We start from the raw sequence: 12,987 nt of genomic DNA, 5'->3' as shown, positions 1-12,987 counted from the left end.
CAACGTGGGCGCCAAAGCCGGATCAAGCGGATTATTCTTTGTTTTTGCCGCGCTTGGAGATGGAACCCACTCGTTTTTTGCTTTTGTCTTTTTTGACCAAGCTAGGGTCGTATTTGGAAATATTCAGCGGTTTGCCGGCGACCCTGACTCGTTTCAAGGCTTGAAAAAGGTCCTTGGGCATGCCGGCGGGCAATTCCACGGTGCTGTAATTTTCCTCGATTTTGATGCGGGCGATATGCTCGCCGTCGATGCCGGTTTCGTTGGCGATGGCGCCGACGATATTGCCGGGCTTGACGCCGTCGCTATGGCCGACCTCGATGCGAAACAGCTCCATTTCCACGGCGCCGGCTTTGCCGCGCTCGCGTTTAGGGCCGCGGTCGCGTTCATGGTCTTTGCCGCGAGGTTTGTCATCCGCATCCTTGCGGGGTTTTTTTGAAACCTCTTTCATCAATAAAGGCGTATCGCCTTGCAGCAACTTGGCCAGCGCTGCGGCGATGTCAACGGCGGGCACGTCGTGTTCGACCTGATACTGATTGATCAGCTGGTTGTAAAAGCTGAGCTCCTCGGCGGCCAAAGTGTCGGTAATGCGTTGCTTGAAGCGGTTGACGCGGGCATTGTTGATAAACTCGGTCGAAGGCAACTGCATTTCCTCGACTTTTTGCTTTGTGGCTTGCTCAATGTTGGCCAGCAGGCGTTTTTCGCGCGGCGAAACGAATAATATCGCATCGCCGGTGCGGCCGGCGCGACCGGTACGGCCGATGCGGTGCACGTACGATTCGGTATCGTAAGGAATATCGTAATTGACCACATGGGTGATGCGGTCGACATCCAGGCCTCGAGCGGCAACATCGGTGGCGATCAGAATATCCAGCTTGCCGCTTTTCAGATTTTCGATGGCGCGCTCGCGCAGGGCTTGCGACATGTCGCCGTTGATAGCCGAAGCCGAAAAGCCGCGGGCTTCCAGTTTTTCGGCCACTTCGATGGTGGCGGTTTTGGTTCTAACAAAAATGATCATGCCATCGAAGTTTTCCGCTTCCAGAATGCGGGTCAAGGCATCCATTTTGTGCAGGCCGCTGACGAACCAGTAGCGCTGGCGAATGTTAGCCGCCGTAGCCGTTTTGACTTTGATGGTGACTTGCTCGGGGTTGCTCAAGTATTTTTGGGCAATCTTGCGGATTTCGGTCGGCATGGTGGCCGAAAATAAGGCTGTTTGCCGAGTAGACGGGGTTTGTTCCAATATCCATTCCACGTCGTCGATAAAACCCATGCGCAACATTTCGTCCGCTTCGTCCAGTACCAGGGTTTTCAATTGGTCCAGCTTTAAGGTGCCGCGGCGCATGTGGTCCATGACCCGGCCCGGTGTGCCGACCACGACATGGGCGCCGCGATTTAATTGACGCAATTGTACGGAATAGTCCTGGCCGCCATATATAGGCAGTACATGAAAACCTTTGATATGAGCGGCGTAACTTTGAAAGGCCTCGGCAACCTGAATGGCCAATTCCCGGGTAGGGGCCAGTACCAAGGCTTGCGGATCTTTTTGTTTAATGTCGATACGAGTCAATATGGGCATGGCAAAGGCAGCGGTTTTGCCGGTACCTGTTTGCGCCTGCCCGAGTACGTCGCGGCCAGCCATGACGAAGGGTATGATTTGCGCCTGAATGGGAGAGGGTGTTTCGTAACCGATGGTTTGCAGCGCTTTTAAAACCGGTTCGGATAGTGCTAAATCTTTGAAGGACGGCATGGCGGTGGGGGTGTCTGACATTAAATATACCTGTAGAGAATAAAGAGAACTGTCTGCGGACGGCAGGCAATAGTGGCATTGTACCGCAAAACCACGGCGCAATGCTTAACTTATTGATAATTTGGATAAAACGCGGATGTTACCGCGAGGTTTTGCTTTTGGCGTAATGCAGGCAGATAAACAGAAAAAACTGAGCGCCGAAAATAAGATTGGCCATTAACAGGTGTATGGGTTGGGCGAAGGCCGGAAAACCCAAACGGTCTAAACTCACCCCGGCCAAAATGGCGGTTACGATCAGACCCGTCAGTGCATAAGCCACCGTGAGCAGCAGACTGTTATTATCGGCATTTTTACGAATCGTCCAGGCCAGCCAAAGGTTGGTAAACAAAATGACGGAAGAAAACGAGCGATGGATGTAAAAGATAATGGGAAAGCTGTCTCGCCAGTATTGGCGGTCGATATAGCTATGTTGATGCGCTATGTAATCGATCGATTCCCTGACTTGGGTGCCCATGGCTACCTGTAACAAGGTCATGGCCATGGCGATTTTCAACACCAAAATAAAGCGCGGGCTTACCCAGTCGGCATCAAGGGCGGTGAGTAGCGATTTTTGCGAACGGCTTATCGCGTAAATCAATAACGCCACGATAAATAACGCCAGCAGCATGTGCAGCGTGATCATGAAAGGCTTTAAATTGCTGGCGACCACGGCCGATCCCAGCCAGCCTTGAAAACCCACCAAAAAAAATGCCGATATCGCTAAATAAAACGTGGCTTTATCGGTTTTCAGGTAAATGCGCGACGACCAAGCGGTAAGGAAAATCAAAAAACCGATGGTAACCCCCACCAGCCGATTGGTGTATTCGGTCCAAGTTTTTACTGGGTTGAAAGTGGTATTTTCGTAACCGCGCGCGGCGTATATTTCGTGATAATTGCTCGGTAGTTGCGCTTCGTCGGTCGGTGGCACCCATTGTCCGAAGCAGGTTGGCCAGTCCGGGCAACCCATGCCGGCACCGGAGGCGCGCACAATGCCGCCAACCAGAATAACGAAATAAACCGCGAAAATAGTCAGTGTGCCCAGGCGGCGAAACCGGGCTGCAGCGTGTGAATCTATCATGATGTTTATAAGAACATGGCTTGAGCGAGTTCGATTTCTTCCGAAACCCCTTCGATTTCCAGAATTTCCGCATCGGCTTGCAAGCCCAATTTCGCGAAGGCCGGTACCGTAGCCCAGTCAACCCGGCAGGCCGGGTGATCCGTACCGGCAATACTCTGCAAGAATGCCACTTGAACCAAATCGACATAATCCGGAGGGCCGTCATGGTCGCGCTGAAAGTCCACATATTCGGACGCCACCAGTTTTAACTCATCCGGGAAATTCCAGGTATCCATAATCAGTTTACCGACATGCGGGTGAGCTTTTTCCAGCAGTTTTTCCAGTCGGGAAGGGCTGTCTTTGAACTCGGGAATTTTTTCCACCAAAGTAAGAATCGGCAGTTTGCCGATTTGATGGATCAGGCCGGCCAGCATGGCTTCGTCAGGGTTCAGCCGGGGTACAAATGCGGCCAATGCCCGGCTGATCGCGGAGACATTAACGCCTTGTTCCCAAATGTTGCGGAAGTAATGTTCCAGCAAAGCCGTGGTGGGCTTGAACATTTGCTGCATGACCAGGCTGGTGATCAAAGTACGGATGGTGCTGTTGCCGAGCCGGGTGACCGCCATCTGGATGTTTTTAATTTCATTGGCCCCCCGATATAACGGGCTGTTGGCGACTTGAATCAAGCGCGCCGACAGGGCCGGATCGGTGGTGATCATTTCCGCTAATTCTTGCGCCGAGGCATCGCCTTTGGATACCGAATCGCGCACTTTTAGGGCAATGTCGGGCAAGGTCGGTAAGATTAAGCGATTTGCTTCCAGTTCGGTTTTAACGTGAACCAGGAAGTCTTGAACGGATTTAAATTGCATACTTAGCTTTCCGGCTATTGGCGGGGTAGTAATTTGATTGGGGTGTGTTGTTGGTTGTCCAGTATAAAGTTTTTTGGATTGTCATCAACTGTTTGTAGCACTATCAGTAAACGGGTGATTGAGCCGTACGATGCCAATGCCAAAATATCGCCACATTTCTGTTGGGTTTCAGCGTCTTTTACGGTGAAGTCGTTATCTTGCGGCAGGATTTCATTAACTTCGGCCACATGAAGCTGGCGTTTTGCCTTACCCAAGTAGTGGGTTCTCGCGACGATTTCTTGGCCGGTGTAACAACCTTTACTGAAACTGATCCCGTCAAGTTGGTCGATATTCAACATCTGCGGGATGTATTGTTCCGATTGGGACGCTTCAAACCAGGGCAAACCGACGGAAATATCTTGAAAGCGCCATTCGGCAAGCGGCCGGGTCGGCAAGTTTTTGAAAGGATGCCGTTCCGCAGCGCTTAAGGGGGCGACACATAAAAACCGGGGAGCGGACGGCATTTTAATAAATACCGCTCCCGCGTTATCGCTACAATAAAAGTCCTGCGTGGGCAGGTCGAAATCGATGATATTGCCCGGCTGATTAAGACCGGCCAGCATCAGGTTTTCCGGCTTAGCGAGTTTGACCTTAGCGCGTAGCACGTACATTTGCAGTTTTTTTGTGACTATATCCAGCAAACCGGCCGGGACGATTAAAAAAAAGCCGAGTTGAGTTTTTATGACCAGTAATGTGCTGATCATTCGGCCTTTCGCATTGCAAAATGCCGCAATACTGGCTTTTTCCGGAGACAGGCCGTTGATGTCGCAGGTCAATTGGCCTTGTAAAAAACGGCCGGCGTCTTCGCCATTAACTTCTATAATTGCGAGATGGGTTAGATGATAAAGAGAGGCGGTCGGTTGCTGTGGCGTCGTCATTGAGTTGCTAAATTACAAAGGTTAAACACAAAAAATTGTTATAGGAACTATTCTACACGTTGAGTATCGGTATCAAGACGGGTAAATGGCACAACCTTTTCTAACATCGCATTTTTTTGCAATCAAACCTTCGCCGCGGTTAAGGCTTGTAGTCGATCTTTTTCACCTGTCGGCTATTATGGCAAGCGTTTTGAATTCGCTGGCCATAATGTATCAATTATTGTTGCTTGCCGCTGTTGCCGTGCTTTGGCGGGCAAGCTGGAAATATTGGAAAACATCCGCCGTGCTGCTGAGATATACTAAAAATAGCGGTTGGGAGGTGGCGATCAATGGTGACGATTATGTGGCCGGTGAAGTATTAGCCGATACCGTTATCACTAAATGGGTCATATTTTTACGCTTTAAAACGGCTAGGCAATCAACAATGTCATTACCAATAGCGAATGATACGTTATCCGCGGACGATTTTCGTCGGTTGAGGGTTATTCTTACTTTGTCGGGATGCGAGCGAAATTAATGGACGATATTAGTAAGCCGTCAATCGAATCCAGGATCAATAAGCTTAAAAATTTACCGGCTTTGCCCGAAGCGAGCGTTAGAATTTTAGAAGCGGTAAACGATCCGGACGTGGAGATTGAGAAACTGGTAAAGGTCATTTCCCTGTCGCCGGCCTTGGTGGCGCGCTTGTTGGGGTTGGCTAATTCGGCTTTTTTCGGCCAGTTAAACCAGATTGACGATCTGCATACCGCTATCGTGCGAGTGCTTGGCTTGCAGATGGTCAAGAGCCTTTCGCTGGGTATTTTGTTAAACGTTCAATTGGATCCGAAACATTGTAAAGGCTTCGATAGTCAGTCGTTCTGGATGCATTCCTTAATTACCGCTGTTGCCGCTCAAAAACTGGCGAATGCACATGCTTGGCAAAGCCTTTCTTCCGCAAATGCCTATACTTGCGGCCTGTTGCTACATATAGGTATATTGGTGGCGGCCTATGCGTTTCCCGAGGAGCTGGACGGCATTTTATCTCATGAATCCAATAGTTATCTTCATGTTGAAACTGAAATTCAAAGGCGTTTTGGGCAAAGTCATTACCAGATGGGTTATATTCTGCTTAAAAAATGGCAATTGCCCGAATTTTATCAGTCCATGCTGAGCCAATTTACGAATACCGAGATGCCGGAAAATCAAGTAGAGCTTAATCGCTGCCTGCATGCCAGTCAGCAGATATGCTATTCGATACTCGATCAAGAGGCGGATGATACCGGGCTGGATTTGATAGCGGCAACAGCCGGGTTGCCATTGGAAACAGTCGGCAAGGTTTTTAGCGCATTGTTGGAAAGTAAGGATAATGTACAAAAATTGGCCGCGGAGATGGGCGGATGGTAAGCGGGAGCATGTTGCTGAGTCTGGATAAAGACTGGGATGGCACTAATGTGCAGGACTTAATTGTCGATCTCGTCAATGCGCTTTCGGCGGTTAGGTCCTTGTCGGAAATCAGCTGCGAGATGGCGGACGAAAAGGCTGTGATCAGGCTGGCCTTGTCCTGTCTACTGTCCAATCAGGATATAGAAAGATGTTCTTTCTTCATATTAGGCGACGATGGTTCGTTGAGCAATGTTACCGGCGTAAGCGTTACCGAACAAGCCGGTAGCGACGTTTTAATCGCCCAGAACACCATGAGTTTTCGCATGGGCGAGGGGATAATCGGTACGGCGGCGGCTACCGGCGAGATGCAGCATAGTAGTAATTGCATTGAAGATGAACGGTTTACTTCGGGGCGGGACAGTGAAAGCATGCCGGGTTCCATCATCTGCACCCCCGTATTCACTTTGCATAAAGAATTGATTGGCGTATTAAACGTCTCGCATTCCGAACCTGATTTCTTCACGGTTTGGCATATGCGCTTGCTTCAGGTATTCAGTAATATCCTTGGACAGCTGATTACCAATCGACGCTTATTCCAGCAAATGGAGATTCAGATTGCTTTAAGAACGGCCGAGTTGGAACGCTTGGTTGAAGAGACTCGCCGCTTAAAAGATTATTACGTCAGTATGTCCATGCAAGATCAATTGACCGGGTTGCATAATAGGCGCTATTTTTACGATCAGGTCGAGCTCGCCTTCGCGCAACATAATCGTTACGAATATCCGTTTTGTTTGTTAATGATGGATATTGACCACTTTAAAAGTATTAATGACGATTTTGGACATGCCTTTGGGGACGAGGTCTTAATAACGGTGGCGGGAGCATTGAAAAAGCAGGTCAGAAGCACCGATATATTGGTGCGATTTGGGGGTGAAGAGTTTGTCATTATCTTTGTTAACACCAGTTGCGACAACGGTAAAACCTTTGCCGAACGTATCAGAGACAATATTAAAAGTTTGAAGTGGCAAGTAGACGGTAAACAAATCCAATTGACCATGAGTATTGGTCTGTATTGCATGGTACCCGAGTCTAGCAACGATAATCGGTATAACGATATCGACCAGATTATTCACTGTGCGGACACCGCGCTTTATAGGGCAAAGGCGAACGGACGAGATCGGGTGGAGGTATTTGCCGGTCCGTTGGCCGATAAGCCTTAAATGTTGGTTTTTTGCCCACCTGAGGTTCGTCGACATATTTTTGTTCGAGTTTGAAGCTGGGGATAAGCGATACCGTATTGATCGGGCGCGATAAATCGCCGTACACGTCGTTCATTTGCCGGTGCCGTTCCGGCTAATCTGCCGTTGGTTTGGCAGAGAATGTTAAAAATGTTGCAAAATTTAAATAAGTCTTTATAATGCTCACTTTCTTTGCCGGGGTGGTGAAACTGGTAGACGCGCCGGATTCAAAATCCGGTTCCTTCGGGAGTGTCGGTTCGATTCCGACCCTCGGTACCATTTATTGATGCAATAAAATGCAAAGAAGAGCAAGAACCCGCAAGCCACAAGGCTTAGCGGGTTTTTTTTGTGCAAAGAAGTGCAGGGAAATGCAGGGGCATGCACCTCAAACAGTGACACAATTAGTGATACGCGTTAAATTTACGCCCATCCGTATCACTGCGTATCACTTTCGGTGTCACTCAATGGCTAAGAATCTCAATAAAGACACGGTCTACAGGGCGGCAAAGCCTAAAGACAAAGACTACACCATCAACGACGGCGAATGTCTGGCGTTGCTCGTTAAAACCAACGGTTCAAAGCTTTGGCGATTTATTTACCGGTTTGGTGGCAAGCAAAATCGGCTTGGTTTTGGCTCTTATCCGGAGACATCACTGGAAAGCGCCAGGCGCAAAGCCGAAGCAGCCCGAGAACAAATTGCCAACGGCATCGATCCCAGCGCAACGCGTAAACAGGAAAAGGCCGACAACCAACAGGCCGTCGAGGCTCAAATACGCCTTGATGCAGGGCTTCCGCTAATCAACAGCTTCGAATACGTTAACCGCGCACAATACCTGGACGAACGCTGGCGGATGATGCAAGCCTGGGCCGACTACCTGGACGTGTTGAAATCCGGTGCGCAAGTAATCCAGTTCCCGCGCCAGGCGTAACCCCCGTCCGGGCTAAACCGTTTTTTTATATAATTTCTTGGAATAGTGAAATAACCCGGCATACCCAGCACAGTCAGCACTGCCAAGGCTTACAGACCATTAAACCCAGCATTCGACCCAGCACAAAACTTTATTTGGTTTGTTCTTTTTACTCCGAAAAATGATTTGACTTGTTTTTGTTGTCACAGTATCTTGTCGACAAGATACTGTGACATTTTAGGAGGGCGTATGGAAATAGTGAAAGTACACGATGACCGATATCATGAAACGCGGGTAAAGCGCCTGTCCGATATTGCGGAAGCGCCGCGCGGTCGAACTGACACTCACAACAAGACCATCAACATGTCGTATAGCCGGCCATTGTATTCGCACAGATGCGAGGTTTGCGGCAAGCGTTTCGAGGGCATTAAAACAGCGATCACATGCAGCCCGGCATGCCGCAAGAAAAGGCAGCGACTCGCGCAAGGCCATGCGTAATGGAATGCTTGGAAAGAAAAACCAGTTTAAAGCCCATTGATACCGACAATTTACTTCGGTTAAAAAAGTGTTTACAAGCACCGCACATGCTCAAAATTGCATCATGGTGAATCAATGTGGTCAAAGTGATTGGCCGCAACGACAGACACTTTGTGAAAAAGTATCTGCTATGGTATAGAATGAACACCGTTGAACATTATTGAACGTCTTTGGACAAACAACAAACCATGAACAAACATACGTTTAAAGGATTGATCAGCGGATTAAGTGCAGCCGGTTTACTGTATTCAAATGTCGAATATCCGGACTTTCCCAATATCAAACCCACAAAAAACCAAGACTGCGACAACATGCGCGGCGACTGGGTAAAAATCGGCGGTGATTTTTCAAAGGTAATACAGCGTGAAAAGTCCGCAAAAGAAGAAGCCAGACGCCAATAACACCCACACAGATACCCGTGTATCGGCTGTAGGCTGGAGCGGGCCACTACCGCCGCCTGCCGCGTTAGAACAATTCAATAGCATCATAGATAACGGCGCTGAGCGCATCTTTAAAATGGCCGAGGCCGAACAAGCCGCCCGCCTGGCCAGAGAAGCCGAAGCCGCTCAGTACGAAATCACCAAACTGGACGCCATACGCCAAGACAGTCGGCGCGGCCAATGGCTAGGGTTTACGATTGCCATATCAGCCGTTATCGCCGCATCGGCAACCGCTTATTTTGGCGCGCACCCCGCGGTATCAATCGCCTTGGTAGGTGTCCCCATTCTTGGGATCGTCAAGGCCATCATCAACAGTCGAAGCGATAGGTAGCATTAGCTACCTAAACTGTCAGCCGGCCGGATTACCCTTTAACAGCTGGTCACGTTCGGCCTTGCTGAGCGTGTTCAACAGGTTGGCGGCCATTTGGAGCGTAGACGCGGCCGGCGGGTTGAGGTAGTGCTTAAAACCAATAGTGGCCACGAACGTGGCGCCGCAGTCTTTGGTATTCATGCACTGGCAATACAGATCGGCGACGGTTTTGGCGTCGTTTAGATTGTTGCGCGAGGTGATGCGGGCTTTATGTCCGCAGTTGGGGCAATAAACAGTCATGTGAGCATTCCGGATGAATGGGCGAGGTTTAAAACTTGACAAAACTTGACTTCAATCTATACTCCGCGCATGCAAAAAAGACTGAATACAGCCAATACAGAGCGAGCGATAGAGACAGCTGGACTGACTCAAACCGCCATTGCCGATGAACTTGGCGTATCAAAAGAAGCTGTTTCGCAGTGGCTCAATAATAAAGCTTTTCCGCGTCCTAACAAATTGCTGCAACTGGGCAAGCTTTTAAATCTGGCCTTCAACGAATTGGTTATCACAGAAGAGCCAAACGCGCCACAAATTGCCTTTCGCAAAATGAGAGGCACCAAAACCAAAGATCACCACATTGAAAAAGCCCAAGAAATGGGCCGCTTCCTGCGTCAGTTGGTGCCTTATCTTCCGTTCGACACCATGTCAATGCCGCCCGTACTAAAATCGCCAAGCTGCGATTACGACTATTTGCGCAAAGCCGCCGCCAAAGTGCGGGAAGACATTAACCTAGAGCCAACCGCAACCGTTGATTTTAAGCACCTGATTCGGCGCTTTCTGGAGCTGCAAGCGGTGGTCGTGCCGGTATTGTGGGGCAGCAAACAGCGCCATGAAAACGCCGTGCATATTTACTTGCCGGACTCGCAAAGCACTTGGGTTTATCTGAATCTTGATACCAACATCCACGACTTTAAATTTTGGATGTCACACGAATTAGGCCACTGCCTTTCGCCCAATTTGGAAGGCGATGCAGCCGAAGATTTTGCCGACGCCTTTGCCGGCTGCCTGTTGTTTCCGCATGAACTGGCAGAACAAGCCTATGCCAGCATTAAACGGCAGCGCAGCACTGCTGCAAAAATTGTTCATATAATTGCCTTGGCCGATAATCAATTAATTTCGCCCAATACCATCTTAGGCCAAGTGAATAAATATGCCGTGCATGCCAACAAACCGGAAATTGATTTAGGGAATGGGTTTTGCGGCGCTGTCACCAATCACAACAGGCAATACCTAAATGTCAGCGAAACACTGTTGAATGATGCAGAACTGGACGATAACGGCAAGCCAAGTGCTCGAGACTACATTACCAAAATCGAACATCTATTCGAGACCCCATTTTTCGACCTGTTGCGGCATTATTTAAAACAGCACCAAAAAGGCCCAGGTTACGTTCAAACGGTACTGGATATGCCGTTACTCGACGCACGGAGTATCCACGCCGAGTTGACCTGATGGCTCAGTCGAAAATACTGGTCGATACCAACGCCTATCTCAGGCTGGCCAACACAATACGCCCCCTGCTATTTGCGCCCTTCGGCGAACATGAATATTGCCTGTACATCCTTCCGGAGCTCAACGAAGAGCTGAATAACCACAAGATGCACAATGTGTTCTATTGGATAACCGAAGACGAGTACGTCGAAAACCGCAAGCACTTCCCGGCCATAGGCCGCAAGCAAAAGAAAGCCATCGCCCAAACCTTTGACTTTGTCTGGGATCATGTGCAAACCGACTTGCCTGGCCCGTCCAAAGTCGATGCCTTGTATATTGCCTATGCCATAGAGCTCGGTATCCCTGTAGTCACCGACGATCAGGACATGACCGCTTTGGCCAGGGTATTCGACGCCCAAGTCATGCCAACCCTGGAACTGCTGAAGATCATGCTCGAGTGCGGCCATACCGACATGAAAACCATCAAAAGCCTTTGCGAGTATTGGCGACAATTCGGCGACCGGCCGGCCAATCTGGAAGCAGACTTCAAGCGGCTGTTTCCGGATCAATAACTGGCGGTATTCAGCTCAGTTTATTTATAATCGAATCAACCGGATAGCTTTAGGGAAACGCTGATTAAATCCCCGGCGAGAGATGAGATAATAGAGCCTATCTGATCGTAGCCTGGATTAGCCGATGAACACACCGACCCAAACCAGTTTTGCCGAACTTGAATACGCCAGCAAAAAACGCCAAACCCGGCGGGAAAAATTTCTGGCGGAAATGGAGCAAGTGGTGCCTTGGGTCTTATTGTTAGCCAAGCTGGAGCCGCATTATCCGCAAAGTGGTCGCCGAGGCCGACAACCGATGCCCTTGAATCGCATGTTACGCATCCACTGCATGCAACAATGGTTCAGCTACTCGGACCGGCAAATGGAAGATGCGCTGTATGAAATCGACAGCATTCGGCGTTTTGCCGGCTTCGGTAGCGTCACCGAGGCGCTGCCGGACGAAACCACCATTCTCAACTTCCGCCACTGGCTGGAAAAACATAAGCTGACCGAAGTCTTGTTGTCGACCGTCAACGACCATCTGAAAGATCAAGGTCTGTTGGTATCCAAAGGCACCATGGTCGATGCCACGATTGTTCACGCCCCCAGTTCAACCAAGAATCAAGAGCAACAACGCGACCCCGACATGCACCAAACCAAGAAAGGCAAGCAGTGGTATTTCGGGATGAAAATCCACGTCGGCGCCGACGTCAATTCAGGGGCCGTACACAGTGTAACGGTGACCGCCGCCAACACGGCCGACATCGTGGAATTGCCCAATTCTCGGGCATGCTGACATCAACATGACCATGCGCTATGCCCACCTGGCGCCAGACCATTTGAAGGACGCGGTTACATTAAATCCGCTGGCTAAGGCAGCGTAGCGGACTTGGCGGCCGGGATAGTTTCACATGCGCGCCCGGGCCAAAAATCACTCCTCCTCGCCTGCGCGGTTTTTGCACTGATTTTGTGCATGGAAGTCTAAAAATGAAACAATATTGTGTGCGATTATTGAGAAAGCCACAGAAACGGCATGAAAAACGCTTAAATATGGGTGTTTTTACCGAAAATCGCATGATCGGTAAAAGACCGGGAAAATTCGCCGTCTGTAAAAATATGGCGGAAAATGCACGTTTTAGAAGTTAAATTTCAGTTTACAAGCCGACGAAAAATAAGAATATACTTTTTAATTCAATTATTTACGACAATTCACGGTTTTTTATTGACTCAACACCGGCACATCGATAAAAAACAAATCCTATTACACATCAATGGCTTGCATTAAAAGTGATTGGCGGAAATTGGCGAAGTCTAGCGGTTTTTGCTGGCCGGGATTCCGTTCGGGTTTGTTTAGGCAAATCAACCTCAAATTGTTGCCGTTTTTAGCTGTCAGAATTAGCAATGAATCTCGTCTTAACGCACGGCATAAAACACAGTTACAATTAAGTCGAGTGATACGATTAGTGATACAGCTCAACAATGATTCATTTATTTATTTATTTATAAAACAAACACTTATATATA

Annotated in this window: 13 protein-coding genes, 1 tRNA gene and 1 pseudogene; 10 read left to right on the top strand and 5 right to left on the bottom strand. The window is 49.1% G+C overall.

The window, feature by feature from the left end:
* Window positions 1–31 precede the first annotated feature (31 nt).
* The 4 genes from NP596_RS16100 to ygfZ all read right to left on the bottom strand — a co-directional run bounded on the left by NP596_RS16100 (window position 32) and on the right by ygfZ (window position 4,626).
* Window positions 32–1,765, bottom strand: coding sequence for a DEAD/DEAH box helicase (locus tag NP596_RS16100; RefSeq protein WP_256616410.1), 1,734 nt, complete (start codon window positions 1,763–1,765; stop codon window positions 32–34).
* Window positions 1,766–1,883: 118 nt separating this feature from the next.
* Window positions 1,884–2,861 (bottom strand): COX15/CtaA family protein, encoded by a 978-nt coding sequence (locus tag NP596_RS16095; RefSeq protein WP_256616409.1) that lies wholly within the window; start codon window positions 2,859–2,861, stop codon window positions 1,884–1,886.
* Window positions 2,862–2,866: 5 nt separating this feature from the next.
* On the bottom strand, window positions 2,867–3,709 hold the full coding sequence (locus tag NP596_RS16090; RefSeq protein WP_256616408.1) for an HDOD domain-containing protein: 843 nt from the start codon (window positions 3,707–3,709) through the stop codon (window positions 2,867–2,869).
* Window positions 3,710–3,723: 14 nt separating this feature from the next.
* The gene (gene ygfZ, locus NP596_RS16085) at window positions 3,724–4,626 is read right to left on the bottom strand and encodes a CAF17-like 4Fe-4S cluster assembly/insertion protein YgfZ (RefSeq protein WP_256616407.1); all 903 of its coding nucleotides are present in this window, start codon (window positions 4,624–4,626) and stop codon (window positions 3,724–3,726) included.
* A gap of 85 nt (window positions 4,627–4,711) precedes the next feature.
* On the opposite strand from ygfZ, the gene NP596_RS16080 reads away from it, so the two are divergent.
* From NP596_RS16080 to NP596_RS16050, 7 genes are all read left to right on the top strand, one after another.
* Entirely contained in the window at window positions 4,712–5,143 is a 432-nt protein-coding gene (locus NP596_RS16080) for a protein YgfX (protein WP_256616406.1), read from the top strand.
* Window positions 5,143–6,009, top strand: coding sequence for an HDOD domain-containing protein (locus NP596_RS16075; RefSeq protein ID WP_256616405.1), 867 nt, complete (start codon window positions 5,143–5,145; stop codon window positions 6,007–6,009). The genes NP596_RS16080 and NP596_RS16075 overlap by 1 nt, the downstream gene beginning before the upstream one ends.
* On the top strand, window positions 6,003–7,208 hold the full coding sequence (locus NP596_RS16070; protein WP_256616404.1) for a sensor domain-containing diguanylate cyclase: 1,206 nt from the start codon (window positions 6,003–6,005) through the stop codon (window positions 7,206–7,208). The genes NP596_RS16075 and NP596_RS16070 overlap by 7 nt, the downstream gene beginning before the upstream one ends.
* Window positions 7,209–7,420: 212 nt before the next feature.
* A tRNA-Leu gene (locus NP596_RS16065) sits at window positions 7,421–7,505 on the top strand.
* A gap of 17 nt (window positions 7,506–7,522) precedes the next feature.
* Complete coding sequence (locus NP596_RS16060) at window positions 7,523–8,155, top strand: Arm DNA-binding domain-containing protein (RefSeq protein WP_256616403.1); 633 nt, start codon at window positions 7,523–7,525, stop codon at window positions 8,153–8,155.
* Between the two features lie 704 nt (window positions 8,156–8,859).
* On the top strand, window positions 8,860–9,072 hold the full coding sequence (locus NP596_RS16055) for a hypothetical protein (RefSeq protein WP_256616402.1): 213 nt from the start codon (window positions 8,860–8,862) through the stop codon (window positions 9,070–9,072).
* On the top strand, window positions 9,035–9,442 hold the full coding sequence (locus NP596_RS16050) for a DUF2335 domain-containing protein (protein ID WP_256616401.1): 408 nt from the start codon (window positions 9,035–9,037) through the stop codon (window positions 9,440–9,442). Before NP596_RS16055 ends, NP596_RS16050 begins: the two co-directional genes overlap by 38 nt.
* A gap of 18 nt (window positions 9,443–9,460) precedes the next feature.
* On the opposite strand, the gene NP596_RS16045 is transcribed toward NP596_RS16050, so the two are convergent.
* On the bottom strand, window positions 9,461–9,721 hold the full coding sequence (locus NP596_RS16045; RefSeq protein WP_256616400.1) for an ogr/Delta-like zinc finger family protein: 261 nt from the start codon (window positions 9,719–9,721) through the stop codon (window positions 9,461–9,463).
* Between the two features lie 69 nt (window positions 9,722–9,790).
* Here NP596_RS16045 and NP596_RS16040 point away from each other — a divergent pair, with 69 nt between their 5' ends.
* From NP596_RS16040 to NP596_RS16030, 3 genes and pseudogenes are all read left to right on the top strand, one after another.
* A complete protein-coding gene (locus NP596_RS16040) occupies window positions 9,791–10,933 on the top strand; it encodes a helix-turn-helix domain-containing protein (protein ID WP_256616399.1) in 1,143 nt (380 codons plus the stop codon).
* The gene (locus NP596_RS16035; RefSeq protein ID WP_256616398.1) at window positions 10,933–11,484 is read left to right on the top strand and encodes a DNA-binding protein; all 552 of its coding nucleotides are present in this window, start codon (window positions 10,933–10,935) and stop codon (window positions 11,482–11,484) included. The genes NP596_RS16040 and NP596_RS16035 overlap by 1 nt, the downstream gene beginning before the upstream one ends.
* Window positions 11,485–11,608: 124 nt before the next feature.
* Window positions 11,609–12,244, top strand: a pseudogene (locus NP596_RS16030) (IS5 family transposase); the annotation flags it as partial.
* Between the last annotated feature and the right edge of the window lie 743 nt (window positions 12,245–12,987).

It is taken from the genome of Methylomonas rivi (assembly GCF_024505165.1).
In the GTDB taxonomy this organism is placed as follows: domain Bacteria; phylum Pseudomonadota; class Gammaproteobacteria; order Methylococcales; family Methylomonadaceae; genus Methylomonas; species Methylomonas rivi.
This window is presented reverse-complemented; position numbering and strand designations above follow the sequence as displayed.

Bases quoted from the DNA above. Each gene is read 5' to 3' on its own strand.
- NP596_RS16100 (WP_256616410.1), bottom strand. From the start codon at position 1,765: ATGTCAGACACCCCCACCGCCATGCCGTCCTTCAAAGATTTAGCACTA.
- NP596_RS16095 (WP_256616409.1), bottom strand. From the start codon at position 2,861: ATGATAGATTCACACGCTGCAGCCCGGTTTCGCCGCCTGGGCACACTG.
- NP596_RS16090 (WP_256616408.1), bottom strand. From the start codon at position 3,709: ATGCAATTTAAATCCGTTCAAGACTTCCTGGTTCACGTTAAAACCGAA.
- ygfZ (WP_256616407.1), bottom strand. From the start codon at position 4,626: ATGACGACGCCACAGCAACCGACCGCCTCTCTTTATCATCTAACCCAT.
- NP596_RS16080 (WP_256616406.1), top strand. From the start codon at position 4,712: ATGGCACAACCTTTTCTAACATCGCATTTTTTTGCAATCAAACCTTCG.
- NP596_RS16075 (WP_256616405.1), top strand. From the start codon at position 5,143: ATGGACGATATTAGTAAGCCGTCAATCGAATCCAGGATCAATAAGCTT.
- NP596_RS16070 (WP_256616404.1), top strand. From the start codon at position 6,003: ATGGTAAGCGGGAGCATGTTGCTGAGTCTGGATAAAGACTGGGATGGC.
- NP596_RS16060 (WP_256616403.1), top strand. From the start codon at position 7,523: ATGCAAAGAAGAGCAAGAACCCGCAAGCCACAAGGCTTAGCGGGTTTT.
- NP596_RS16055 (WP_256616402.1), top strand. From the start codon at position 8,860: ATGAACAAACATACGTTTAAAGGATTGATCAGCGGATTAAGTGCAGCC.
- NP596_RS16045 (WP_256616400.1), bottom strand. From the start codon at position 9,721: ATGACTGTTTATTGCCCCAACTGCGGACATAAAGCCCGCATCACCTCG.
- NP596_RS16040 (WP_256616399.1), top strand. From the start codon at position 9,791: ATGCAAAAAAGACTGAATACAGCCAATACAGAGCGAGCGATAGAGACA.
- NP596_RS16035 (WP_256616398.1), top strand. From the start codon at position 10,933: ATGGCTCAGTCGAAAATACTGGTCGATACCAACGCCTATCTCAGGCTG.